Below are 23,689 nucleotides of genomic sequence, written 5' to 3' on the forward strand. Positions count from 1 at the left end.
GGCCTACTTGGCCCGGCGGGCCACCGTGAAGTGGTCGATCCGGTCACCGGTCTCGGCGATGCCCTGGACCTTCAGCGTGGCGTATCGGCCCCGCGGGGCGGGCTGGACGTCCACGCGCAGGAACGAGTAGTTGAGGTAGCGCACCCGCGACCAGGTGACCGTCTCGTTCTGCTTGCCGTCCTTGAGGTTGACGAAGGAGGCCACGGAGTCGACCTCGTTCTCGTGCCCCTCGTAGGAGTCCGGAGCGCTGAACGCGTACAGGCTGCGGCCCGCCGCACCCGCGGTCACGTACACCACGCCCTCGGTCTCGGGGTACGCCGTGCCGCCGATCTCCAGCTTCTTCGCGACCTTGTCGCCCTTGATCACGTCCGTCCGCTCGTACTGGTGGTTGTGGCCGTTGATGACCAGGTCCACCTGGTACTTCTCGAACAGCGGCACCCACTCCTGGCGCACACCCCCCTCCGAGGCGTGCGCGGTGGAGGTGCAGTACGCGCAGTGGTGGAAGAACACGACGACGAAGTCGATGTCGTGGGCCGCCCGGAACTTCTTCAGCTGCGCCTCGAACCACTTGGTCTGCGTGCCGCCGGAGATGCCGAGGTTGGCGGGGATCTCGTACGACACGTCGTTCGGGTCGAGCGAGATGACCGCGGTGTTGCCGTGGACGAAGGAGTAGACGCCCGGCAGGTTCTTCCGGTCCGGCCCGTTGTCGGGGAGCGTGAAGCGGGCCTCCTCGCCGCCGTAGCCGTTGGGCGAGTACCAGGCCTCCATGTCGTGGTTGCCGTAACTCACCATCCACGGAACCGACTTGGCGACGGACTCGGTCTGGGCCAGGAACTGGTCCCACACCCGCGAGTCGAAGCCGGTGTCGGCGGACTTGCCCTGGCCGGCCGGGTCGGCGTACGCGATGTCACCGGCGTGCAGGTGGAACGCCGGGTTCTGGCCGAGGAGCAGGCTGTCGTTGGCGAGGCCGTGGTAGCTGACGCCCTGGTCGCCGAAGGCCGTGAAGGTGAACGGCTCCTTGTGGCCCGGCGCGGTGGTGAAGGTGCCGAGGGTGCCGAGCAGGTGCGACTCGGCGGGGTCGAAGCCCTGATGGCCGACGCCGTAGTAGTACGTCCGGCCCGGGCGCAGGTGGCTGAGCCTGGCGTGGACGTAGTACTGCGTGTGGTCGGCACTCGCCCCGACGCCGGCCGGGGTGTGGAGGGTGCGGACCTCGGCCTCGATCTTGCGCGAGAGGTCCCAGGGGTGGGCGCCGATCCGGACGAACGGCTTCTTCACGGCGACCGGGACCTGCCACGAGACGGTCATCTCGGTGCGCGCGTCGTTGCCGTAGGCGAGGTGGCGGCCGAAGGGGGCGACGAGGGCGCCGTCGACGGTCTCGGTGCGCGGGGCCGTCTGCGTCGGCACGGCGGCCTGTGCGGTGGCGCCGGGTACGAACGCGCCACCCGCGACGGCGCCCAGCGTGACGGCGCCGCCTCTGATCATCGTGCGCCGCGAGAACTTGGCGCGCAGGTACTCGTGCTGCTCGGCCATGCTCATGCGCTCGGCCAGCTGCTGGGGTACTCCCATGCGAGGAATGTCCATGGCGTCCGAAACTCGTCCCCTCAGGCAACGGGATACGGACCGCGGTATGGACGGCTCCGGAACAGGCTCCCATGAGACCCTCAATGTTCTTCCAAGGAGTTTCAACAGGAGCTTGCCAGCCGATTACCGGGCAGCTGCCCGAAATCGGGCAGGATTCTTGCGAAGCGCTCCCCGATACCCCAGGATCTACCGAGTGCACGACGACCTTGTTGATCACCTGACCCGCAGCACGCCCCTCAGCCGGGGCGAGGCACTGCGGGTGATCCAGGACGTGCTCGCCTACTTCGACGAGACGACCGAGGAGGTCGTCCGTCGCCGCCACCGCGAGCTCCAGGCCCAGGGCCTGGTGAACGCGGAGATCTTCGAACGGATCGAGGCGGACCTGAAATACCGGGCGGTGGCACCTCCGGAGCTCACGCTCCGCCAGCTGCGCCGCATTGTCTACGGCTAGGGATACCTATATATATGTGCGGAATCGTCGGATACATCGGGAAGCGTGACGTGGCGCCCCTGCTGCTGGAGGGCCTGCAGCGTCTGGAGTACCGCGGCTACGACTCGGCCGGCATCGCCGTCACCTCTCCGAAGACGGCCGGTCTCAAGACCGTCAAGGCCAAGGGCCGGGTGCGCGACCTGGAGGCCAAGGTCCCGGCGCGCTTCAAGGGCACGACCGGCATCGCCCACACCCGCTGGGCCACCCACGGCGCCCCCTCCGACGTGAACGCCCACCCGCACCTGGACGCCGAGGGCAAGGTCGCCGTCGTCCACAACGGCATCATCGACAACGCCTCCGACCTGCGCCGCAAGCTGGAGGCGGACGGCGTCGAGTTCCTCTCCGAGACCGACACCGAGGTCCTCGTCCACCTCATCTCCCGCTCGCAGGCGGAGAAGCTCGAGGACAAGGTCCGCGAGACCCTGCGCCTCATCGAGGGCACGTACGGCATCGCGGTCCTGCACGCCGACTTCCCGGACCGCATCGTCGTCGCCCGCAACGGCTCCCCGGTCGTCCTCGGCATCGGCGAGAAGGAGATGTTCGTCGCCTCGGACATCGCGGCCCTGGTCGCCCACACCCGGCAGATAGTGACGCTGGACGACGGCGAGATGGCCACCCTCAAGGCCGACGACTTCCGTACCTACACGACGGAGGGCACCCGTACGACGGCCGAGCCCACGACCGTCGAGTGGGAGGCCGCGTCGTACGACATGGGCGGCCACGACACGTACATGCACAAGGAGATCCACGAGCAGGCCGAGGCGGTGGACCGCGTCCTGCGCGGCCGCATCGACGACCGCTTCTCCACCGTGCACCTCGGCGGCCTCAACCTGGACGCCCGCGAGGCCCGCAAGATCCGCCGCGTGAAGATCCTGGGCTGCGGCACCTCGTACCACGCGGGCATGATCGGCGGCCAGATGATCGAGGAGCTGGCCCGCATCCCCGCGGACGCCGAGCCCGCCTCGGAGTTCCGCTACCGCAACGCCGTGGTGGACCCCGACACCCTCTACATCGCGGTCTCCCAGTCCGGCGAGACCTACGACGTCCTCGCCGCCGTCCAGGAGCTGAAGCGCAAGGGCGCGCGGGTCCTGGGCATCGTGAACGTGGTCGGCTCCGCGATCGCCCGCGAGGCCGACGGCGGCATCTACGTGCACGCCGGCCCCGAGGTCTGCGTGGTCTCGACGAAGTGCTTCACGAACACGACGGTCGCCTTCGCCCTGCTGGCGTTGCACCTGGGCCGCACCCGCGACCTCTCGGTCCGCGACGGCAAGCGCATCATCGAGGGCCTGCGCAAGCTGCCCGCCCAGATCGCCGAGATCATGGAGCAGGAGGGCGAGATCGAGAAGCTGGCCCAGCAGTACGCCGAGGCCCGCTCGATGCTCTTCATCGGCCGCGTCCGCGGCTACCCGGTCGCCCGCGAGGCCTCCCTCAAGCTCAAGGAGGTCTCCTACATCCACGCCGAGGCCTACCCGGCCTCCGAGCTCAAGCACGGTCCACTGGCCCTGATCGAGCCGGCCCTCCCCACGGTCGCGATCGTCCCCGACGACGACCTCCTGGAGAAGAACCGCGCCGCCATGGAGGAGATCAAGGCCCGCAGCGGCAAGATCCTCGCGGTGGCCCATCAGCCCCAGGAAAAGGCCGACCAGACGATCGTCGTCCCCAAGAACGAGGACGAACTGGACCCCATCCTGATGGGCATCCCCCTCCAACTCCTCGCCTACCACACGGCCCTGACCCTGGGCCGAGACATCGACAAGCCGCGCAACCTCGCCAAGTCGGTAACGGTCGAGTAGAGGCTTTTGGCTTTCAGGCTTTTAGGGGCGCGGGAACTGCGCGATCAGTCCCCACGCACCCGCAGAGGCCAGCGAAACAGCGACGAACCCCCCGTGATGCCACCACTAACGGGGGGTCCGTCATTTCGCCGGGGAGCCGCCCAACCCCCCAGCCGGCGCAGCTAACCGGTGGCCGTCACCCCCCGGCCCGCAGCGCGTCGCGGAAGTGCGGTCGGCCAGTGCGCGAGAGCCGCAGTCGCGGCGTACCAGGCCACCGCACCCGCGGCGACGGCGAACCAGCCACCCACCTTGGTGAGCCCGTCGTTGTCCGCGAAGCCGGCGATGGCCATGAGCAGCAAGGACACGAAGAACAACCCGTACGCGGCCTGACCGAGCTGGTCGCCCCCCGCGAGGGTCAGCGTCAGCGCCACGAGGGCGAACAACAGCAGGAACAACCCGGCCGCGTTGGCGGACACCTGGTTGTCGGCGGAGACGGCCCACGTGAACCACAGGGCGCCGAGCGTCACGAACGCGGTCCCGTTCGCGGAGTCGTGGTCGCGCAGGGCCATCAGGCCGGCGACGAAGAGGGCAATGCCGCCCACGTACTGGGCGATTGATACGGCGTCAGCAGCTGACACGCCGTCGATCACATCGGCGTACCCCAGCCCGAAGGCCAACAGGGTGACACCGAGGGCGAGTCGGCCGACCACGGTGGTTATTCCGCTTCCCGCAGAGACGTCGTTGTCCACGGCGGGCTCCCTTCATGCATGTGCAGTTGTGCAGTGAGCGATATATGCCCTTCACAAAGGCACAAACACCTCTACGCGCGAGTAAGTTCACGCATTGCAAGAAGGGGGCGACGTCCCGAACGGCTCATCTCACCTGGGACAGCGGCAAGTTACGGAATGACAACGACGGGACGCTTGGCCCGCTTGGCGAGCCGCCCCGCCACGGAGCCGAAGATCCGCCCGACGATGCCGTGCGTGGAGCCGACGACGATCGCGTCCGCCTCGTACTCCCGCCCGACCTCTTCGAGTTCGTGGCAGATGTCCCCACCGCGCTCGACGAGGATCCAGGGCACCTCGGCGAGGTACTCCGCGCAGGCGAGTTCGAGGCCGAGCACCTCGGTGCGGTGGTCCGGCACGTCGACGAAGACCGGCGGCTCGCAGCCCGCCCACACCGTGGTGGGCAGCCGGTTGGCGACGTGGACGATGATCAGGCCCGACCCGGAGCGATGGGCCATACCGATGGCGTACGCGAGGGCGCGCTCACTGGAGGTGGAGCCGTCGAAACCGACGACGACGCCGTGCTTGAAAGCGGGGTCGCAGGAATGGCGTGGCTGTTCCGCCGCCAGGGGCTCGGCCGCCGTGGGGTCGGCGACAGGCCGCTTGCGGTCCGCGGGTTCGAAGAATTCGTGACCGGCCATGGCTGTCTCGGCGTATTGATCCTTTATGGGTGGGCCCGCGAGCGGAGCTCGCTGACGGATCCAGCAGTCTGCGGCGGAGCTGTGTCCGGGAATGGTCTTCCCAACCCCATACCCCAAGGGTACGGCGGCACGCCTCCTTCGCCCAGATCCCCGCTCTCGGTCGGTGCGGGTTCCAGGGAGCATGCACGAGGGGGCGCCCGTAACGCAATGGTTGCTGCGGTGTACAGGCGGTTTGCACAGGGTTCACCTGCGTCGGAGGTCATGACCGCCGCGTACCAGTGACCGACCGCTCGAGCACGCGTTGATCACCACGAGCCACCGCCCAGGGAGCCCAGGGAGCACGCACCCAATGTCCGCACCCCGCACACCCACCGAGGACAGCGTCACCGACGTGGTCCGCTGGGCGGCCTTCAGCTGCGTCCTCGTCCCCGTGGTGCTCCTCTGGTACGGCACCTCGCTCGCCGGCGCCGCCGGCACCGCCTTCGGCCTGGCCGCCGTGACGGCCGTGTGCCGCCTGCTGCTGCGCCAGTCGGAACGCGGCGCGGCCCGCCTGAAGGCCGGGGAACAGTTCGGCCCGACGCCCCGGCGCCGCGGACGTCACCACCGGACCGGAACGGGCGCACATAGAGGCGGACGTCACACTGGGGGAAATACACCGGTCGGTTGACCGGTTTCCGCGCACGGGCACGCTGCTTTTCAGCCAACTTCTGGCGCGCATGCATCCCCCGCCCAGAACACCCCCCAACCCCCGTTCCACCTGCACGGAAAGGGCCTCAGGGGCCCTGCGCACCCTACGTGGATTGGCCACTGCGACAAGGCGCACTTCCCTGCACGGCCCGCGAGTGCAACGCTTCGTGATCGAATGCTTCACGCCAAGTTGCCAAGTCGACAATCTACCGAGTGCCGAACCGGCCACTCAGGCGTGACGCGACACAGTAGATTCGATCTTGACTGTCTACGGCGGGGGACTCGTGCAGGACCGAGGGGAAACGTGCAGGAGCGACACAACCGAGGAGCCGCGACCACCGAGGGGGGCTTAGCAGTATGAGCCACGACTCCACTGCCGCGCCGGAAGCCGCGGCCCGGAAACTTTCCGGGCGACGCCGCAAGGAGATCGTCGCGGTGCTGCTGTTCAGCGGCGGCCCCATCTTCGAGAGTTCCATACCGCTGTCGGTGTTCGGGATAGACCGCCAGGACGCCGGCGTGCCGCGCTACCGCTTGCTCGTGTGCGGCGGCGAGGAAGGCCCACTGCGGACCACAGGGGGCCTGGAACTCACCGCACCACATGGCCTGGAGGCGATCTCGAGGGCGGGCACGGTCGTAGTACCGGCCTGGCGCTCGATCACTTCGCCACCGCCCGAGGATGCGCTCGACGCCCTGCGCCGAGCGCACGAGGAGGGCGCCCGCATAGTCGGGCTGTGCACCGGCGCCTTCGTCCTCGCCGCGGCGGGCCTGCTGGACGGCCGCCCCGCGACGACACACTGGATGTACGCACCGACGCTGGCCAAGCGCTATCCGTCGGTGCACGTGGATCCGCGAGAACTCTTCGTGGACGACGGCGACGTACTGACGTCGGCGGGCACGGCTGCCGGCATCGACCTCTGTCTCCACATCGTGCGGACGGACCACGGCAACGAGGCGGCCGGGGCTCTGGCCCGCCGCCTGGTGGTCCCGCCGCGCCGGACCGGCGGTCAGGAGCGCTACCTCGATCGGTCTTTACCAGAGGAGATCGGCGCCGACCCGCTGGCCGAGGTCGTCGCCTGGGCGCTGGAGCACCTGCACGAGCAGTTCGACGTAGAGACGCTGGCGGCACGCGCGTACATGAGCCGCCGCACCTTCGACCGTCGCTTCCGCTCCCTCACCGGGAGCGCCCCGCTGCAGTGGCTGATCACCCAGCGGGTGCTGCAGGCGCAGCGGCTGCTGGAGACGTCGGACTACTCGGTGGACGAGGTGGCGGGCCGCTGCGGCTTCCGCTCCCCGGTGGCACTGCGCGGCCACTTCCGCCGTCAGCTCGGCTCGTCGCCGGCCGCGTACCGGGCGGCGTACCGTGCGCGCCGACCGCAGAGCGAGCGGCCGACGGACGCGGAGCCCACGGTCGGTCCGGGCGCGGGCCCCCCGCCCAGCCCGTACGGGGAGGGCGGCCCGGTCCCGCCCCAGACCCGCCGCACCCCGGCCCCCGTAGGCCCGCCCGCTCCCTCGGAGAACGGGCGCGAGCTGTACATCGGAGGCCGGGCGACCCTGCCGGGGCAGCGCAGCGGAGCGTGACCTCATGACGCCGGACGGGCATCTCGGCCCGTCCGGCGTTCGTGCGCCCACTGCGACGCGGGGCACCCAAAGACGGACGTCAGCCTTAGGGTGGTCGCATGAACGATCGCATGGTGTGGATCGACTGCGAGATGACCGGCCTCTCGCTGTCCGACGACGCGCTCATCGAGGTTGCCGCCCTCGTCACCGACTCCGAGCTGAACGTCCTCGGCGAGGGAGTGGACATCGTCATCCGCCCGCCGGACGCGGCGCTGGAGACGATGCCGGAGGTGGTGCGTCAGATGCACACCGCGTCCGGACTGCTCGACGAACTCGCCGGCGGCACGACGCTGGCGGACGCCGAGGAGCAGGTCCTGACGTATGTACGCGAGCACGTGAAGGAACCCGGCAAGGCCCCGCTGTGCGGCAACTCCGTCGGCACCGACCGCGGCTTCCTGCTGCGCGACATGCCGACGCTGGAGGACTACCTCCACTACCGGATCGTCGACGTCTCGTCGGTCAAGGAGCTGGCCCGGCGCTGGTACCCGCGCGCCTACTTCAACAGCCCCGAGAAGAACGGCAACCACCGCGCCCTCGCCGACATCCGCGAGTCGATCGCCGAACTCCGCTACTACCGCGAGGCCATCTTCGTACCGCAGCCCGGCCCGGACTCGGACACCGCGAAGTCGATCGCCGCGAAGCACGTTCTGCCTGCTCAGTAGGAGTCCTGGAGGGGTGCGAGGGCGCCGCTCGGCCCCGCCGCGAAAAGCTGTGCGCGAGCACCCCTTCGGACCCTGTACACTTTTTCTCGGCCGGTCGGGGATTCCACGGAAGACATCGCCGGTCATGGTGGGTGTAGCTCAGCTGGTAGAGCACCTGGTTGTGGTCCAGGATGCCGCGGGTTCGAGTCCCGTCACTCACCCTGAGCAGTCAGCCGGTGACCTCGACACAGAGGTCACCGGCTGATCGCGTTCTGCGGCACCGACAGGACCCGGCACGCTGAGGCGAGTTGAGAGGACCCCCGTGCTGACCGAACCGATCCGCACGCCCCGCATGGATCTCCTCCCCCTCCGGGCCGACCACGCGGCGGAGATGGCCCCGGCCCTGTCCGACCCGGCCCTGCACACCTTCATCGGCGGCTCGCCCCTGTCGCCCGAAGCTCTGCGAACCCGGTACGAACGCCTGGTCGCCGGCTCCCCGGACCCGTCCGTCACCTGGTGCAACTGGGTCCTGCAGCTGCGCACGGACTCCCGCCTCATCGGCACGGTCCAGGCCACGATCAGCGATACGACCGCGGAGATCGCCTGGGTGGTGGGCACCCGGTGGCAGGGGCGCGGGTACGCCCGCGAGGCGGCGCAAGGGCTGGTGGCGTGGCTGCGGCAGCGGGCCGCCGTGCGTTGCGCACATGCCGCCGCCCCTCCCGTCCGCACGGTCGTGGCCCACATCCACCCCGACCACCTCGCCTCCGCCGCCGTGGCCAGGGCCGCGGGGCTGCTCCCGACGGACGAGGAGCAGGACGGCGAGACCAGATGGCGACGGGTGCTACGCCCCTGAGGTCACCACGCCCGTGACGTCACGACGCCCGTGACATCACCGCACACCCCGAGACGCCCGCTAGGACGACGCCCGCTCCACCAGTTCCGTGGCCAGCACCACCTGTCTCCTCTCCAACCCCCGTGACACCGCCGGACGGCGGTCCGCGATCTCGGTGAGGAGGAGGTCGATCATGCGGCGGCCCATCTCCTCGATGGGCTGGCGGACGCTGGTGAGCGGCGGGTCCATGTGGCGGGCGATGGCGGAGTCGTCGTAGCCGACGAGCGCGACGTCGTCGGGGATGCGGCGGCCCACCTCGCGCAGGGCCTGGCGGGCGCCCGCCGCCGTCACGTCCGACCCCGCGAAGACCGCGTCCAGGTCGGGGCGGCGCGCGAGAAGGGCCTCCATCGCTCGCCGGCCGCCCTCCTCCGTGAAGTCCCCCGGCTCGATCAGCTGCTCGTCCACGCCGGCCCCCGCGTCACGCAGGGCGTCGCGGTAGCCGTCGACGCGGCGCTGGGCGCCGTAGACGTCGAGGCGGCCGGTGATGTGGGCGATTCGGCTGCGGCCATGGGACATGAGGTGCTCGACGGCCGAGCGGGCGCCGCCGTAGTTGTCCGAGTCCACCGACGTCAGGGTCTCGGCGGCCGAGCGCGGGCCGCTGATCACGGCCGGGATCTCCAGCTGGGCCAGCAGGTCCGGCAGGGGGTCGTCCGCGTGCACCGAGACCAGCAGGACGCCGTCGACGCGGTGCGCCGCCAGGTACTGGGCCAGGCGGCGGCGCTCCTTGTCGCTGCCCGCGAAGATCAGCAGCAACTGCATGTCGGTGTCGGCGAGTTCGGCGCCGACGCCCTTCAGCATGTCCGAGAAGTACGGTTCTGCGAAGAAGCGAGTCTCCGGCTCGGGCACTACCAGGGCGATCGCGTCCGTACGGTTGGCGGCCAGGGCGCGGGCCGCGGTGTTGGGGACGTAGCCGAGCTCCGCCACCGCCGCTTCCACCGCAGCGCGGGTCGCGTCGCTGACCCGGGGCGAGCCGTTGATCACCCGGGAGACGGTGCCCCGGCCCACCCCCGCACGGGCGGCCACCTCTTCGAGGGTGGGCCGACCGCCGCTCCGGCCCCGCGCTCCGTGGGTTGCCATGGGCTCCGCCTTCCCGCCGTTGTCTTTGCGCCGGCCTGGAATTTAACAGTCCTGCCAGGGAGAGTGACCGTTGCCGACGGCCGGCGCCCCTGTCCCGGACGGGCTCAACTTGGTCCAGTTAACGGCCCGATAACTGAACGCAGAACTCCGCGTCTGCTCCCTTGACACCCCCGCCCGGACCGACGACCCTTCAACACATCACCTGTGGGAGCGCTCCCACAGTACCTGACACATACACATCCCGCACGTTCCCCGCCCGAGCCGCAGCGAGAACAAAGAACGGGCCCAACAGTGCAGTTGGCCGGGGGGTCGGCACGTCAGGCAACAGGAGGACGCAATGCGCACGAGTACCCGCGGGTCCCGCCGGGTGATGGCCCTCGCGGTCGCAGCCGCGCTGACGACAGGGCTGCTCGCCGGCTGCGCCGAGGACTCGGACGACGGCTCTTCGGGCGAAGGGGGAGGCAACGGCGGAGGCGGCAAGACCACGCTCACCATCGGCACCTTCGGTGTCTTCGGCTACAAGCAGGCCGGTCTCTACGACGAGTACATGAAGCTCAACCCCGACATCACCATCAAGGAGAACGTCACCACCCGTACCGACGTCTACTGGCCCAAGACCCTCACGCGCCTCCAGGCCGGTTCCGGCACCGACGACATCCAGGCGATCGAGGTCGGCAACATCACCGAGGCCGTGCAGACGCAGGCCGACAAGTTCGTCGACCTCGGCAAGGAGGCCGACAAGTCCCAGTGGCTGGACTGGAAGAACGCCCAGGCCACCACCAAGGACGGCAAGCTGATCGGGCTCGGGACGGACATCGGGCCCATGGCGATCTGCTACCGCAAGGACCTCTTCGAGAAGGCCGGTCTGGAGACCGACCGCGCCAAGCTCGCCGAGCAGTGGAAGGGCGACTGGGGCAAGTACGTCGACCTCGGCAAGGAGTACATGAAGAAGGCGCCCAGCGGCACCAAGTTCGTGGACTCCGCCTCCTCCGTCTACAACGCGGCCCTCGGCGGCGAGGTCGAGCGGTACTACGACAAGGACGGCAACGTCGTCTGGGACAAGTCCGCGGGTGTGAAGAAGGCCTGGAACGTCGCCATGGAGGTGGCGACCAGCGACATGTCGGCGAAGCTGAAGCAGTTCGACAAGCCGTGGGACCAGGGCTACGCCAACGGCACCTTCGCCACGGTGGCCTGCCCGGCCTGGATGATCGGCTACATCCAGGAGAAGTCCGGTGACTCGGGCAAGGGCAAGTGGGACGTGGCGGCGGCGCCGACCGCGGCCAACTGGGGCGGTTCGTTCGTCGGCGTGCCGACGGCGAGCAAGAACCAGAAGGAGGCCGTCAAGCTGGCGAAGTGGCTGACCGCGCCCGAGCAGCAGGCGAAGGTCTTCGCCAAGCAGGCCAGCTTCCCGTCGACCCCGTCGGCGTACTCCGGTCTGAAGCCGGCGACCGCGACGCAGGCGTACTTCTCGGACGCCCCGATCACGGAGATCTTCTCCGCCTCCGCCGAGACCATCCCGACCCAGTACCTGGGCGCCAAGGACCAGCCGATCGGCACCGCGATCACGGACATCGGCATCCTCCAGGTCGAGCAGAAGGGCAAGTCCGCCGACGAGGGCTGGGACGCGGCCACCGCGGAGATCAAGGACGTGCTCGGCCAGTGACCAGCTCCAAAGAGGCCCTCGCGCATCCCGCGTCGAGCGCCGACGCCGCGCCCGGTGACCAGCCGGGCGCGGCCGGCCGCGCGCACGGTCGCGGTACGCCGCCGCCGGGGAGCAGTTCCTGGCGGAGCCGGCTGTACCGCTGGGACATGAAGGCGTCGCCGTACGCGTTCATCGCCCCCTTCTTCATCGTCTTCGGGGCGTTCTCGCTGATCCCGCTCCTCTATACGGCCTGGTACTCGCTGCACAACGTGCAGCTGGCGAACCTGGACGGCCAGTCCTGGGCGGGCCTGGACAACTACCAGAACCTGCTGTCCTCGGACTTCTTCTGGAACGCCCTGTGGAACACCTTCACCATCGGCGTGATCTCCACGGTCCCCCAGCTGCTGATGGCGATCGGCCTGGCCCACCTGCTCAACTACAAGCTGCGCGGTTCGACCGTGTGGCGGGTCGTGATGCTCACCCCGTACGCCACCTCGGTGGCCGCGGCGACGCTGGTGTTCGTGCTGCTGTACTCCTGGGACGGCGGCATGATCAACTGGCTGCTGGAGTTCGTCGGCGTCGACCCGGTCAACTGGCGTGAGTCCGACTGGGGTTCGCAGTTCGCGGTGTCCTCGATCGTGATCTGGCGCTGGACCGGCTACAACGCGCTGATCTATCTCGCCGCCATGCAGGCGATCCCGGCCGACCTGTACGAGTCGGCGGCCATCGACGGCGCCAACCGCTGGCAGCAGTTCATCCATGTGACGATCCCGCAGCTGCGGCCGACGATCCTGTTCACGGTCGTCGTCTCGACGATCGGCGCGACCCAGCTCTTCGGTGAGCCCCTGCTGTTCGGCGGGGTGAGCGGCTCGAAGGGGGGCTCCGAGCACCAGTACCAGACGCTCGGTCTGTACATGTACGACCAGGGCTGGATCATCGGCAACCTCGGCAAGGCGTCCGCGATCGCCTGGTCGATGTTCCTGATCCTGCTGATCGTCGCCGTGATCCAACTGCTGGTGTCCCGACGGCTGAGGAAGTCCCAATGACAACAAGTGAACTGACGACTCCTCAGGCAGCGAAGCAGAAGGTACGACAGCCCCGGAGCACCCGTGTGATGGGCGCGGGCAAGCAACTGCACGCCGGCCCGCTCACCTACGTCGTCCTGGCCGTCTTCGCGCTCGTCTCGCTGGCCCCGCTGGTGTGGACGGCGATCGCGGCCTCGCGCACGGACCGGCGGCTCGCGGAGACGCCTCCGCCGCTGTGGTTCGGCGGGAACCTGTTCAAGAACATGGACCGGGCGTGGGAGGAGGCCGGGCTCGGAAAGGCGATGTTCAACACCATGTTCGTCGCGGGCACGATCACCATCAGCACGGTGCTGTTCGCCACGCTGGCCGGCTTCGCCTTCGCCAAGCTCCGCTTCCGGTTCTCCGGCGTCCTGCTGCTGCTGACGATCGGCACGATGATGATCCCGCCGCAGTTGGCGGTCGTACCGCTGTATCTGTGGATGGCGGACCTCGGCTGGTCGAACCAGCTCCAGACGGTCATCCTGCCGACGCTGTGCACGGCCTTCGGTACGTTCTTCATGCGGCAGTACCTGGTGCAGGCGCTGCCGAGCGAGTTGATCGAGGCGGCTCGGGTGGACGGTGCGAGCAGTCTGCGGGTCGTCTGGCACGTGGTGTTCCCGGCCGCCCGGCCCGCGATGGCCGTCCTCGGCCTGCTGACCTTCGTGTTCGCCTGGAACGACTTCCTGTGGCCGATCATCGCCCTGAATCAGGAGAACCCGACCGTGCAGGTCGCCCTCAACTCTCTCGGCACCGGCTATGTCCCCGACCAAGCGGTGATCATGGCGGGCGCCCTGCTCGGCACGCTGCCGCTGCTGATCGCCTTCCTGCTGTTCGGCAAGCAGATCGTGGGCGGCATCATGCAGGGCGCGATCAAGGGCTGACGCTTGGTCATATCGCCCTTTCAGTACGTCACTTGGGGCCGGGTCATTGCCGCCTCGGCCCCTCTTCCCCTCGCCCCCTTCCCTCATCCCCCTCCCCCTTCTCCCCTTCTACCCGTCGGTCTCCACGACCCCCTATGGGAGCGCTTCCATGCCTGAGCCCATGACCTCCGTGTCGTTTCCGCCCGCCTTCCTCTGGGGCGCCGCGACGTCCGCGTACCAGATCGAGGGGGCGGTGCGGGAGGACGGCCGTACCCCGTCGATCTGGGACACCTTCAGTCATACGCCGGGGCGGACCGCCGGCGGCGAGCACGGTGACATCGCTGTCGACCACTACCACCGCTACCGCGACGACGTGGCGCTCATGGCCGAGCTCGGCCTCACCGCGTACCGCTTCTCGATCTCCTGGTCGCGCGTGCAGCCCACGGGCCGGGGCCCGGCGGTCCAGCGGGGTCTGGACTTCTACCGCCGGCTGGTGGACGAGCTGCTCGCGCACGGCATCAAGCCGGCCGTCACCCTCTATCACTGGGATCTGCCGCAGGAGCTGGAGGACGCAGGCGGCTGGCCGGAGCGCGACACGGCGTACCGGTTCGCCGAGTACGCGCAGATCGTCGGCGAGGCGCTCGGCGACCGCGTGGAGCAGTGGATCACTCTGAACGAGCCGTGGTGCAGCGCGTTCCTGGGCTACGGGTCGGGCGTGCACGCGCCGGGGCGTACGGAACCGGCGGCCTCGCTGCGGGCGGCCCACCACCTCAACCTCGCGCACGGCCTGGGCACCTCGGCCCTGCGTACGGTGATGCCGGCCCGCAACTCGGTGGCGCTCAGCCTCAACTCCTCCGTGGTCCGGCCCCTTTCGCAGGATCCGGCGGACCTGGTGGCGGCCCGGAAGATCGAGGATCTGGCCAACGGGATCTTCCACGGCCCGATCCTGCACGGCGTCTACCCCGAGACGCTCTACGCGGCGACGGAGCTGGTGACGGACTGGTCGTACGTCCTGGACGGCGACCTCGCGGCGATCAACCAGCCGCTGGACGCCCTGGGCCTGAACTACTACACCCCGGCGCTGGTGTCGGCGGCCGAGACGGACGTCAGCGGCCCGCGGGCGGACGGCCATGGGGCGAGCGAGCACTCGCCGTGGCCGGGCGCGGACGACGTGCTGTTCCACCAGACCCCCGGTGACCGCACGGAGATGGGCTGGACCATCGACCCGACCGGGCTGCACGAGCTGATCATGCGCTACTCCCGGGAGGCCCCGGGCCTGCCCCTCTACATCACCGAGAACGGCGCGGCCTACGACGACAAGCCCGACCCCGACGGCCGCGTCCACGACCCCGAGCGCGTCGCCTACCTCCACGGCCACCTCTCCGCGGTTCGCCGCGCGATCGCCGACGGCGCCGACGTCCGCGGCTACTACCTGTGGTCCCTGATGGACAACTTCGAGTGGGCGTACGGGTACAGCAAGCGGTTCGGGGCGGTGTACGTGGACTACTCGACGCTCGCCCGGACGCCGAAGTCCAGTGCGTACTGGTACGGGGAGGCTGCTCGGACGGGGACCTTGCCGGCGGTGGAACCGGAGATCTAGACGGATCCGCCCCGGCCGGATGGGGGAAAGACCGGCCGGGGCGCGCCCCCGTGGGCTCGATGGACCCGCTTGGTGGGTCAGTTGTAGGCCGCGAACGCCTTCGAGAACGCGAACTTCTCCTGGAGGATCGAGCTGCACGTCGCGTCCGCCGCCGGCTTCTCGCCGCCCGCGCACTGCTTGTCGCGGGTCGCCGACCACATCGACAGCCAGCCGAGGCCCTTGGACTTGGCGAAGTTCACCAGCTGGGTGGCGTCGTCGACCTTGAAGATCTCGGTGACGACGTCGTTGACGCCGATCATCGGGGTGACGGCGACCGTCTTCCAGGCCGCGCTGTCGGAGAGCCCGAGCACGCTCTTGACCTGGGCCTGGGTTGCGGTGGCCGCCTGCTCGGCGTAGGTGCCCATGTCGTCGCTGTACGCGGGGCCGTAGTCCATCGCCATGATGTTGACGGTGTCGATCTGCACGCCGTTCTTCTCGGCGTCGGCGAGGAGGTCGACGCCGGGCTGGGTCAGGCCCTCGGGCATCACGGGGAGGGTGAAGGAGACGTCCAGGTCGGGGTGGTCCGCCTGGAGCCGGGCTATCGCCTGGGCGCGGCGGGTGTTGGCCGACTTGTCCGGCAGGGCGCCGCCCTCGACGTCGAAGTCGACCTTGGTCAGCTTGTACGCGCTCACGACCTTCTCGTACGCCGCCGCCAGCGCGTCCGCCGAGGAGCAGGTCGTCGCCAGCTCGCTGCCGGCCGCGCCGCCGAAGGAGACACGGACGTCGCCGCCCTTGGCACGCAGGTCACCGATCTGCGCGGCCACCGCGTCGCCGCCGAGGTCGGTGACGCCGCCCCACTTCGGGGTGCAGCCGCCGCCGTCGGTGACGAAGGCGAGGTTGTAGTCCTTCACGCCGGTCGCCTCGGCGCTCGCGACCATGTCGAAGGCCGGGTGGAGCGAGGTGTCGATGTACGGGGCGAAGCCGGCGGTGGCGGCCGTTCCGGATCCGGGGGTCTGCGAGGGCTCGGCGGTGGGGGTCGCGGACTGGGTGGGCGACGCGCTCTGGGTGGGGGTGGCCGTCGGCTTCGGCGGGGCGGATTCGGTGGCCGTCGGGCGGCCGCTCGGCTCGGGTGTCGCGCTGTCGTCCGCGGAGCACTTCGCGTCGTCGATCAGACAGCCCGCCGGAGCGCCCGTGCCGTTGACGACGAAGCCGACCGTCACCGACTCCCCGGCGGCCAGGCCGTCCTTGTCCCACTTCGGCGGCGTCGCGGTGACGTGCTGCCCGCTCACGCTCGACTCGGCGTTCCACAGCGAGCTCAGCTTCGAGCCCGACGGCAGGTCGAACTCCAGCTTCCAGTCCTGCTGCGCCTGCCCGCTGTTGTTCGTGACGACGTACTGCGCGGTGTAACCCGTCGACCAGTCACTGGTCTTGGTGTACGCCGCTCCGATCCCGGCGGCCTGCGCGGTGCCGGTGAACACGAGCGCGGCACCGCCGACCACGGCCGCGGCGACGAGACCGCCGATCGCCTTGTTCCTGCCGCTGATCTTGCGCCGGTGCGTGCTCATCGCGTGTCTGCCTTTGCTGTTCGGGGTGGGGGTGCGGCAGCACGCTAGCGATCTCGAATCGGGCAAAGCGCCTGATCCGGGCGGGGGTTGGGGACCTTAGGGTGCGCTTAAGGAAGGGATCGGGGGCGGTTAAAGGTTGAGACCAATCTGCCCGGCCGGCGACGGCGTACCGAACCCCGGTGGCCCCTGCGCACCGGCGCCCGGGCGTCCAGCTGGATCCAGATCCGCACCTCGGTCCCGCCGAGCACCGACGACCCGATCCGCACGTCCCCGCCCGTCGACTCCGCGAGCTGCCGCACGATGTCCAGCCCGAGCCCGGTCGACCCGGCGCTGCCCGAGCCGCGCCCGCGTGCCATCGCGGCCTCGGGGTCGGATATGCCGGGCCCCGCGTCCGAGACGAGCACGATGACCGCGTCCTCGCCGTTGTGCACGTCGACCGCGAACGCCGTGCCCTCGGCGGTGTGCCGGAAGACGTTGCCGAGCAGGGCGTCCAGCGCGGCCGCCAGATCCGCCCGGGCCACGGGTATCCGCACCGGCCGGTCCACGCCGGCCACCCGCACCTTACGGCCCTCGTCCTCCGCCAGCGCCGACCAGAACGCCATGCGCTCGCGCACCACCTCGGCCGCGTCGCACCCGGCGCCCGGGCCCGCCGCCACCGTCTGCGGCTTGGCCTCCCGGGCCGTACGGATGATCGTGTCGACCTCGCGCTCCAGCTGTGCGACGGCGGCCCTGGTCTGCTCGGCGGCCGGACCGTCCCCGAGCGAGGCCGCGTTCAGCCGCAGCACCGTCAGCGGCGTCCGCAGGCGATGGGACAGGTCGGCCGCCAGCTCCCGCTCGTTCGCGAGGAGTTGAACGACCTGGTCGGCCATCGAGTTGAACGCGACGGCCGCCAGCCGCAGTTCGTTCGGCCCCTCCTCGGGCACCCGGGCGCCCAGCTTGCCCTCCCCCAGCTCGTGCGCGCCCTCGACCAGGCGCTGCGCGGGCCGCACCATCCGCACGCCGAGCCGGTCGGCAACCGCGACTGATCCGACGATCAGGGCGAGGCCGACCCCGGCGAGCACCGCCCAGGCCGTGGTGAGGCCGTTGGTGACCTCCGCCTCGGGGACGTACACCTCGACGACGGCGATCTCCCCGGAGCTCAGCGCGACCGGCTGGAGCAGCGTGGAACCGCCCGCGACCTCGGCGGTCGAGGCACGGCCCAGCCGTCGTACGGTCGCGATGTCCTCGGCGGCGGCGCGCTGCCGCCCGAGGTCGACGGCGGCCGCGTCACCGGAGGCCGGTATGTGCACGGCCATGCCCGCGTCCGACCCGGCCGAGGCGACGACCCGCTCCAGCTGGTCCCGGTCGGTGGTGATGGACAGCGCCGGGGCGACTGCGGCGGCCTCCCGCTCGGCGTTGGAGAAGGCACGGTCGCGGGCCATCTCCCTGATGACCAGGCCGAGCGGGACGGCGAAGGCGACCACGACCATGGTGGTGACCGCCAGGCAGACCTTGACCAGTGCCCATCTCATCGCGGCGGCTCCAGCTTCACGCCGACGCCCCGCAGGGTGTGCAGATAGCGCGGGTTGGCGGCTGTTTCGCCCAGTTTGCGGCGCAGCCAGGACAGATGGACGTCGATGGTCTGGTCGTCGCCGTACGACTGCTGCCACACCTCGGCGAGCAGTTCCTTGCGCGGGACGACGACCCCGGGCCGTCCGGCCAGGAAGGCGAGCAGGTCGAACTCGCGGCGGGTGAGGTCGAGGCTCGCGCCGTCCAACTCGGCCTGGCGGCGCAGCGGGTCGACGGTCAGGCCGCCTACGCGCAGCACGCTGGAGGGGGCCGCTTCGCCGCCGCTCGACCGGGCCCGGCGCAGGACCGCGGACATCCGGGCCGACAGGTGCTCCACCGAGAACGGCTTGGTCAGATAGTCGTCCGCCCCCGCGTTCAGCAGCCGGACGATCTCCGTCTCGTCGTCCCGGGCGGTGGCGATGATCACAGGCACGTCCGTGATGCCGCGCAGCATCTTCAGGGCCTCGGAGCCGTCCAGATCGGGCAGACCGAGGTCCAGGATGACCACGTCGAAACGGAAATGGGCGACCTCGCGCAGCGCCTCCAGTGCCGTGCCGACGCTGCGCACCGTGTGGGTGGCGTCGGTCAGGTGCCGGATCAGCGCCGAGCGTACGAACTGGTCGTCCTCGACCACGAGCACACTTGCCATGCGCCGCACCGTACGCCATGCGACCGAGCCCGGTCCGGGCCTGTGGACAACTCGCCCCCTGTGGACAACTCGGCGCCCAGGGGCGCCCGTGCGGCAACCGCGCGACACGTCCGGGACGCGTGAGGCAGTATGGCCCGCGATGCGCAGAGGACTCGTACACGTACTGGCTTGGTCGCTCGCCACGGGCGCGGCGGTCACGCTGTCGTGGTGGGGTGTCCACACGGTGATGGCCGGCACGGTGTACGACCGGCCGCGCGCCCTGCCCATCACGGCGGCGGACGGGACGACCCAGGAGTCGAAGCCGCTGGCGTCGTCCACGAACCGGCCGACCCCCTCGAAGACTCCCTCCACCAGTCCCTCGCCGAAGCCGACGGGGACGCCTCGGACGCCGGCCCCGTCGAAGACACCGCCGAAGAGCACCGGCCCGTCCCCCACCACCTCCGGCCAGGTCAAGAGCTACGACACCGACGGCGGCCGCGCGGTCTTCGACATCGGCGAGACCTCCGCGACCCTCGTGTCGGCCACCCCGGGTGCGGGCTGGTCGATGCAGGTGTGGAAGACGGAGACGTGGATCCGGGTGGAGTTCGGCTCCGGCGCCGACCGGGTGTCGGTGTTCTGCACCTGGCACGACGGGCCGCCGCGGGTGGAGATCGGAACCTACTGACCGCCCCCGCGCCCGCGCCGGCTCACCTGAAGACGGAGGCCGGCGGCGCCGGTGAGGCGACCGCCGCCGCGTCGGTGACGGCTGCGGCGCCGCCGGTGAAGTCGGTGAGGGACCTGCCGTGTTCGACCCGGCCCGGGTGCGGGTCGGAGGCGGCGAGGCGGGTCAGTTCGGCGATCGGGAGGGGCCGGTCGGCGGCGACCAGAACCGCGTTGCCGAAGCGCTTGCCGCGCAGCACCGTCGGATCGGCGATCAGCGCGCACTCGGCGAACCGGGCGGCGGCGGTGGCGATCTGGCCGCGCAGATGCGCGAGCGGCGGCCCGTCGGCGAGGTTGGCGGTGTAGACGCCGCCGGGTCTCAAGGCCCTGCGTACGTCGTCGAGGAACTCCGTCGAGGTCAGGTGGGCGGGGGTGCGGGCCCCGCTGAACACGTCGGCGATGACGAGGTCGGCCCACCCGTCGGGCACCTTGGCGAGGCCGTCCCGGGCATCCGCCGACCGCACCCGGATCCGGGCGTTCGGATCCAACGGCAGTTCCCGCCTGACCAGTTGGACGAGGGCGCCGTCCCGCTCGACGACCTGCTGGGTGGAGCGGGGCCGGGTGGCGGCGACATAGCGGGCGAGCGTGAGGGCGCCGCCGCCGAGGTGCACGGCCTGCACGGGTTTGCCGGGTGCGGCCACGAGGTCGATGACGTGCCCGAAGCGGCGCTGGTATTCGAAGGAGAGGAAGGCGGGGTCGTCGAGGTCGACGTGCGACTGGGGAGCGCCGTCGATGAGGAGCGTCCAGGCCCGGGCACGGTCCGGGTCGGATATCAGCTCGGCGAGCCCTCCGTCGACCTGTTCGACGACGGCATCGACTGCGGCCGACCGGCGCCGGGCTTTCCTGGGCTTCCTCATTGGGTCATTGTCGCAAGTGGGAGGCGGTGCCGCCCGGGCAGCGGCGTCAGCTGCAGTTGTCGGCCGCCTCGATCAGCCGCGCGGCCTCCCCCAGCGCCTTGCGCAGCACGGCGGGATCCGTCGCCAGGTCCGCGTCCCCGGGCGGCAGGAGCCAGTCCGAGCCCTCGACGGGCGGCTCGGGGTTCAGGTTCAGGCTCATCCCGCGGCCGTCGGTCTCCGTGCAGGTGCTGCCGGGCACGTCCCAGGCGGCCGCGGTGCCCGGCGGGACCACGAAGCCGAGGGTGTCGCAGTCGTCGTCGTGCAGGACGGGGCCCACCGCTTCCCCGGTCGCGCCCCGCCGCAGGATGTCGACCGCCTCCAGGCCCTGCCGCGCCGGAACCGTGACCACGTCGCAGCCCGCCTCCGGCGGCTCACTGCACTGTGCGGTCGGCGCGTGCCCCACCGTCGTCGACGGCGTATGCGGAGCGATGCTCTGGCTGGTCTCCATCTCGACCTCCACCACGGAACCCCTTTTGCAGTCCGAAGAGTTCAACGCGGCACGGCGTCAACGGCTACGGCGGAAGTCCGCCGCAAAGGATGGCAGTTCATGGCAGATCCTGCATGAGATATCCGTTTTGTAGCCAAACACTGCGTGGCGGCTCCGCTACAGCAGGTACGTTCTTGCCCGCTGGAAGCAAGGGCACCACACGGATTTTCGGTATGGATACCCGGTACGGACATTCCGTTCAACTCGCCCGGATTCCGGCATGGTTCGACGGTTCGCACGAGAGGACCCGGCCATGGCGTCGTCAGAGCTGACCTCGTCCCAGTCCCCCAGGCCGCCACGGCCGAATCTCGCGTTCCGGCAGTTGCGCGGACAGCGCTCGCCGGCCGAGTTCGCCGCGGCGGTACGACGGGCCGCGCGCGAGATCGGCGAGCGGGTCAGCTGTGACGCGCGTTACGTCGGGCGAGTCGAGGCAGGCGAGATCCGCTGCCCCAACTACGCGTACGAACGGGTGTTCCTGCACATGTTCCCCGGCCGCACGCTCACCGACCTCGGCTTCGCGCCCCGCTCGTCCGTACGCGGACGCCGGGCGCACGCCGACGAGGACGCGCCCCTCGTGCACATCACGAGCCCGGTGTGCGCCACGAGTGAGACGTCGGGGGCCCACGAGCCGTATGACCAGAAGGACTCGCTGAACCCGCAGGACCCGTACGACCCGTACGCCGCGTACGGAGCACAGCAGAACCACGAGAACGACGAGATCCACGAGGAGAGCGACGTGCTGCGTCGCGCATTCATGACCGGCGGGGGCGCCACGATGGCCGCCGCCTCGCTGACCCCCCTGGGGCTCACCTTCGACGCCGCGGCCGCGGAGCGTCCCGTCAGACGTGTCGGGGGCCGAGAGGCGGACGCGCTGGAGGAGGCCGTGCGCCGCATCCGGCTGCTCGACGACCGGCACGGGGCCGACGGCCTCTACCGGCGCGCGGCCGCTCCGCTGCGTGCCGCGTACGAACTGCTCGACGCCGGTACGACCCGGCAGGCGACCGGCGAACGGCTCCACTCGGGCGCCGGTGAACTGGCCATCTCGGTGGGGTGGCTGGCGCACGACTCGGGGCGGTTCGATGACGCGCGCTCGCACTACGCGGAGGCGTTGGCCACGGCCCGGATGGCGGGCGACGCGGCGCTGGAGGCGCACGCCTTCTGCAACACCTCGTTCCTCGCGCGGGACGCGGGCCGGCCGCGGGAGGCCGTGCGGGCGGCGCAGGCCGCGCAGCGCGTCGCGCGGCCCCTGGGCTCCTCACGCCTGATGTCGCTGCTGGCGCTGCGCGAGGCGGGCGGCTGGGCGGGGCTCGCCGACCGCACCGGCTGCGAGCAGGCCCTCGCCCGCGCGCAGGCCCTCTACGACCGGGGCCGCTCGGACGCCGACCCCGAGTGGATGAGCTTCTACGGAGAGGCCGAGCTGGAGATCCTGGAGGCGCAGTGCTGGTCGATGCTGGGCAACTGGCAGCGGGCCGCGCGGCACGCAGGGCGGGCGGCCCAGCTCCAGGACCCGCACTTCACACGCAACATCGCCCTCTACACGGCGGAACTGGCGGACGACCTGGCCCGCGGGGGCCGGCCCGATGAGGCGGCGACGGCCGGGATGCGCGTGCTGGACCTCTTGGACCAGGTGCAGTCGTCTCGGGTGCAGACGATGCTGGCGGGGACGGCGCGGGTGCTGCTGCCGCACCGCAGGGCGCGTGGGGTGTCGGCGTTTCTGGAACGCCACGCGAGCGTGCCGCGCACGGTGTGACTGCCCGCGGGCCACGCCACGGGAAAGCGCTATCCGGCCAGATGCCCCAAGTCGTTCCAGCTCTCGATCGCCGGCTCCCCGTAAGCCCACCCGAGTACTGACAGCGACGTCGGGTTCAGCCGTATCCGTGCCGCGAAGTCGAGCGGCAGCCCGAGCCAGCGCGCGCCTATGGACCGCAGGATGTGCCCGTGCGCGAAGACCAGCACGTCACGGTCCTCACCGCGCGCCCATGCCACCACCTCGTCGGCCCGGGCCGTCACCTCGGACAGAGTCTCACCCTCGGGCACGCCGTCGCGCCAGATGAGCCAGCCGGGGCGGACGGCCTGGATGTCCGCCGGGGTCATGCCCTCGTACGCGCCGTAGTCCCACTCCACGAGCGTGTCCCAGGAACGCGCGCGGTCGCCGAAGCCGGCGAGTTCGCACGTCTCACGCGCGCGTGACAGCGGGCTGGTGCGGATCTCGACCCCCGCCAGCCCGTCGTACGGCGACCCGTGCAGGCGTTCGCCGAGCAGCTTCGCGCCCTGGCGGCCCTCCTCCAGGAGCGGCACATCGGTCCTGCCCGTGTGCTTGCCGGACAGCGACCACGCCGTCTGTCCGTGCCGGGCGAGCAGGATGCGCGGTGCCATGAAGGAGCCTTTCCCGGGAGAAATGAGAAGCGGAACCCATCCATCATCGCGCACGCTGTGCCGGGGCAACCCGGTGGGCGATCTCTGCGTCTTGAGGGCCGGGGCGCCTGAAGGGGGCTCGCGCATACACCGTAAAGTGGT

General features: G+C 70.4%; 22 protein-coding genes and 1 tRNA gene. 13 read left to right on the forward strand and 10 right to left on the reverse strand.

Annotated features, from left to right (window positions below; all coding sequences use genetic code 11):
* Nucleotides 1–3 precede the first annotated feature (3 nt).
* Nucleotides 4–1,566 carry a purple acid phosphatase family protein gene (locus AB5J55_RS15385; protein ID WP_369271230.1) on the reverse strand — a complete coding sequence of 521 codons (1,563 nt, stop codon included), beginning with the start codon at nt 1,564–1,566 and terminating at the stop codon, nt 4–6.
* 208 nt (nt 1,567–1,774) lie between these two features.
* On the opposite strand from AB5J55_RS15385, the gene AB5J55_RS15390 reads away from it, so the two are divergent.
* Nucleotides 1,775–2,032 carry a hypothetical protein gene (locus AB5J55_RS15390; protein WP_328427477.1) on the forward strand — a complete coding sequence of 86 codons (258 nt, stop codon included), beginning with the start codon at nt 1,775–1,777 and terminating at the stop codon, nt 2,030–2,032.
* 14 nt (nt 2,033–2,046) lie between these two features.
* Nucleotides 2,047–3,864, forward strand: coding sequence for a glutamine--fructose-6-phosphate transaminase (isomerizing) (glmS, locus tag AB5J55_RS15395; RefSeq protein WP_369271231.1), 1,818 nt, complete (start codon nt 2,047–2,049; stop codon nt 3,862–3,864).
* Between the two features lie 161 nt (nt 3,865–4,025).
* Here the strand turns inward: glmS and AB5J55_RS15400 are convergent, their stop codons facing one another.
* Entirely contained in the window at nt 4,026–4,592 is a 567-nt protein-coding gene (locus AB5J55_RS15400) for a GPR1/FUN34/YaaH family transporter (RefSeq protein WP_369271232.1), read from the reverse strand.
* A gap of 149 nt (nt 4,593–4,741) precedes the next feature.
* Nucleotides 4,742–5,269: a universal stress protein gene (locus AB5J55_RS15405; RefSeq protein WP_328881464.1), complete on the reverse strand. Its 528-nt coding sequence runs from the start codon at nt 5,267–5,269 to the stop codon at nt 4,742–4,744.
* Between the two features lie 349 nt (nt 5,270–5,618).
* On the opposite strand from AB5J55_RS15405, the gene AB5J55_RS15410 reads away from it, so the two are divergent.
* From AB5J55_RS15410 to AB5J55_RS15430, 5 genes are all read left to right on the forward strand, one after another.
* Nucleotides 5,619–5,936 carry a hypothetical protein gene (locus AB5J55_RS15410; RefSeq protein WP_328881463.1) on the forward strand — a complete coding sequence of 106 codons (318 nt, stop codon included), beginning with the start codon at nt 5,619–5,621 and terminating at the stop codon, nt 5,934–5,936.
* A 377-nt stretch (nt 5,937–6,313) separates the two neighbouring features.
* The gene (locus AB5J55_RS15415) at nt 6,314–7,534 is read left to right on the forward strand and encodes a helix-turn-helix domain-containing protein (RefSeq protein WP_369271233.1); all 1,221 of its coding nucleotides are present in this window, start codon (nt 6,314–6,316) and stop codon (nt 7,532–7,534) included.
* 98 nt (nt 7,535–7,632) lie between these two features.
* On the forward strand, nt 7,633–8,235 hold the full coding sequence (gene orn / locus AB5J55_RS15420) for an oligoribonuclease (protein ID WP_369271234.1): 603 nt from the start codon (nt 7,633–7,635) through the stop codon (nt 8,233–8,235).
* A 127-nt stretch (nt 8,236–8,362) separates the two neighbouring features.
* A tRNA-His gene (locus AB5J55_RS15425) sits at nt 8,363–8,435 on the forward strand.
* Between the two features lie 131 nt (nt 8,436–8,566).
* A complete protein-coding gene (locus tag AB5J55_RS15430) occupies nt 8,567–9,067 on the forward strand; it encodes a GNAT family N-acetyltransferase (RefSeq protein WP_369276192.1) in 501 nt (166 codons plus the stop codon).
* 60 nt (nt 9,068–9,127) lie between these two features.
* Here the strand turns inward: AB5J55_RS15430 and AB5J55_RS15435 are convergent, their stop codons facing one another.
* Nucleotides 9,128–10,183 carry a LacI family DNA-binding transcriptional regulator gene (locus tag AB5J55_RS15435; protein WP_369271235.1) on the reverse strand — a complete coding sequence of 352 codons (1,056 nt, stop codon included), beginning with the start codon at nt 10,181–10,183 and terminating at the stop codon, nt 9,128–9,130.
* Between the two features lie 337 nt (nt 10,184–10,520).
* Between AB5J55_RS15435 and AB5J55_RS15440 the strand changes: the two genes are divergently transcribed.
* From AB5J55_RS15440 to AB5J55_RS15455, 4 genes are all read left to right on the forward strand, one after another.
* Nucleotides 10,521–11,846 carry an ABC transporter substrate-binding protein gene (locus tag AB5J55_RS15440; RefSeq protein WP_369271236.1) on the forward strand — a complete coding sequence of 442 codons (1,326 nt, stop codon included), beginning with the start codon at nt 10,521–10,523 and terminating at the stop codon, nt 11,844–11,846.
* Nucleotides 11,843–12,871: a carbohydrate ABC transporter permease gene (locus AB5J55_RS15445; RefSeq protein ID WP_369271237.1), complete on the forward strand. Its 1,029-nt coding sequence runs from the start codon at nt 11,843–11,845 to the stop codon at nt 12,869–12,871. Before AB5J55_RS15440 ends, AB5J55_RS15445 begins: the two co-directional genes overlap by 4 nt.
* Nucleotides 12,868–13,770 (forward strand): carbohydrate ABC transporter permease, encoded by a 903-nt coding sequence (locus AB5J55_RS15450; RefSeq protein WP_369271238.1) that lies wholly within the window; start codon nt 12,868–12,870, stop codon nt 13,768–13,770. Before AB5J55_RS15445 ends, AB5J55_RS15450 begins: the two co-directional genes overlap by 4 nt.
* A 148-nt stretch (nt 13,771–13,918) precedes the next feature.
* Nucleotides 13,919–15,349, forward strand: a complete 1,431-nt coding sequence (locus AB5J55_RS15455; protein ID WP_369271239.1) for a GH1 family beta-glucosidase — start codon at nt 13,919–13,921, stop codon at nt 15,347–15,349.
* 77 nt (nt 15,350–15,426) lie between these two features.
* Here AB5J55_RS15455 and AB5J55_RS15460 read toward each other — a convergent pair whose 3' ends face one another.
* From AB5J55_RS15460 to AB5J55_RS15470, 3 genes are all read right to left on the reverse strand, one after another.
* A complete protein-coding gene (locus AB5J55_RS15460; protein ID WP_369271240.1) occupies nt 15,427–16,893 on the reverse strand; it encodes a cellulose binding domain-containing protein in 1,467 nt (488 codons plus the stop codon).
* A 107-nt stretch (nt 16,894–17,000) separates the two neighbouring features.
* The gene (locus AB5J55_RS15465) at nt 17,001–18,404 is read right to left on the reverse strand and encodes a sensor histidine kinase (protein WP_369271241.1); all 1,404 of its coding nucleotides are present in this window, start codon (nt 18,402–18,404) and stop codon (nt 17,001–17,003) included.
* Nucleotides 18,401–19,090: a response regulator transcription factor gene (locus AB5J55_RS15470; RefSeq protein WP_369271242.1), complete on the reverse strand. Its 690-nt coding sequence runs from the start codon at nt 19,088–19,090 to the stop codon at nt 18,401–18,403. Before AB5J55_RS15470 ends, AB5J55_RS15465 begins: the two co-directional genes overlap by 4 nt.
* A 139-nt stretch (nt 19,091–19,229) precedes the next feature.
* Here AB5J55_RS15470 and AB5J55_RS15475 point away from each other — a divergent pair, with 139 nt between their 5' ends.
* A complete protein-coding gene (locus tag AB5J55_RS15475) occupies nt 19,230–19,754 on the forward strand; it encodes a hypothetical protein (protein ID WP_369271243.1) in 525 nt (174 codons plus the stop codon).
* A 22-nt stretch (nt 19,755–19,776) separates the two neighbouring features.
* Here AB5J55_RS15475 and AB5J55_RS15480 read toward each other — a convergent pair whose 3' ends face one another.
* Together AB5J55_RS15480 and AB5J55_RS15485 are read right to left on the reverse strand one after the other, a co-directional pair.
* Nucleotides 19,777–20,646 (reverse strand): spermidine synthase, encoded by an 870-nt coding sequence (locus tag AB5J55_RS15480; protein WP_369271244.1) that lies wholly within the window; start codon nt 20,644–20,646, stop codon nt 19,777–19,779.
* A 46-nt stretch (nt 20,647–20,692) separates the two neighbouring features.
* Nucleotides 20,693–21,148, reverse strand: coding sequence for a hypothetical protein (locus tag AB5J55_RS15485; protein ID WP_369271245.1), 456 nt, complete (start codon nt 21,146–21,148; stop codon nt 20,693–20,695).
* A 277-nt stretch (nt 21,149–21,425) separates the two neighbouring features.
* On the opposite strand from AB5J55_RS15485, the gene AB5J55_RS15490 reads away from it, so the two are divergent.
* A complete protein-coding gene (locus tag AB5J55_RS15490) occupies nt 21,426–22,922 on the forward strand; it encodes a hypothetical protein (protein WP_369271246.1) in 1,497 nt (498 codons plus the stop codon).
* 29 nt (nt 22,923–22,951) lie between these two features.
* On the opposite strand, the gene AB5J55_RS15495 is transcribed toward AB5J55_RS15490, so the two are convergent.
* Nucleotides 22,952–23,548 carry a histidine phosphatase family protein gene (locus AB5J55_RS15495; RefSeq protein ID WP_369271247.1) on the reverse strand — a complete coding sequence of 199 codons (597 nt, stop codon included), beginning with the start codon at nt 23,546–23,548 and terminating at the stop codon, nt 22,952–22,954.
* Nucleotides 23,549–23,689: the final 141 nt, after the last annotated feature.

The organism is Streptomyces sp. R11, from assembly GCF_041051905.1.
Taxonomy (GTDB): domain Bacteria; phylum Actinomycetota; class Actinomycetes; order Streptomycetales; family Streptomycetaceae; genus Streptomyces.